Below are 1,003 nucleotides of genomic sequence, written 5' to 3'. Positions count from 1 at the left end.
GCTTGGGTGCCGCAGTACTGCCGGAAGTGAGCTGTAATGTCAGCAGATCGCTGCTTTGCACTTGCGTCTGCGCCTGTTGATAATCCCCCGATGGCAATGCCGTACCGAGCGCTTTTATTTCGTTGAGTGACAATGCACCAGGAAGCGTCTTGTTTTCCAGGGCGATGGTTAAGCGCAAATGCGATAGTGATGTCTCTTGCACCAACTCAGCAACCACGGCAGCGAAGTCGTTATCCCGAAAACCGTCGGAGAAACACAACGCATCAATCTGGGTTAAGCGGATTAAATTGAGAATTTCCCTTTTCTGAAACTGAAAATTAAGACCAATGACCACCACACCGATGTTAGCGGCAGCTAAAAAACAGATGATCCATTCAACGCTGTTTGCAGACCAAAGTCCCAGACGGTCACCTTTTTTTAACCCGGAAACCAATAATCCGCGAGCAACCTGATGCACCTCATCATTTAATTGCTGCCAGGTAAGCGACGCTCCGCTCTGAGAGGTAATCAATGCCACACCGGATGGATTGCGCATCGCTGCTTTATTTAAGCATTCGCCAACGGTGGTCGTTAATAGATGCATAAAAACCCTATTCAGTACTGTTCTAATTGCACGGTGAGGTTATTTACCAACCCGTTTTAATGCGTTCATTGTGAAAGTGTGCACGGGTAGATTCTTGGTAAATTGCGAACTTTTTTTCGTCATTTTCACCAAAGGATGAAAATTGTGATTTACCTCTACCTGTGATTTTCACTGAAGAGAAAAATGAATAAAATAGGCGATGTGTGGTTTTCGAGTGAGTGAAATGAAGCAGCTCAGTGAGCGTAATGTGAAAGGTTTGTAATAAACAACATGGCGGGAATTTTATTAATTCCCAACAAAGGTTAGACATAAAAGGAAATAAATAACCACACATTTGACTTTATGAGACGACGATTCATTTTTAAGGTATGTGTGCTTGATTTTTGTTCTGAATGACGATAGACCACATAAAGAATATGT

Annotated in this window: 1 protein-coding gene; it reads right to left on the bottom strand. The window is 43.2% G+C overall.

Going from position 1 to position 1,003, the window contains the following annotated elements:
- A partial coding sequence (locus tag J5224_RS29965) for an AMP-binding protein (RefSeq protein WP_264628698.1) occupies positions 1–583 on the bottom strand: 583 nt, incomplete at its 3' end.
- Positions 584–1,003 lie beyond the last annotated feature (420 nt).

The organism is Candidatus Symbiopectobacterium sp. NZEC135 (genome assembly GCF_025962695.1).
This window is presented reverse-complemented; position numbering and strand designations above follow the sequence as displayed.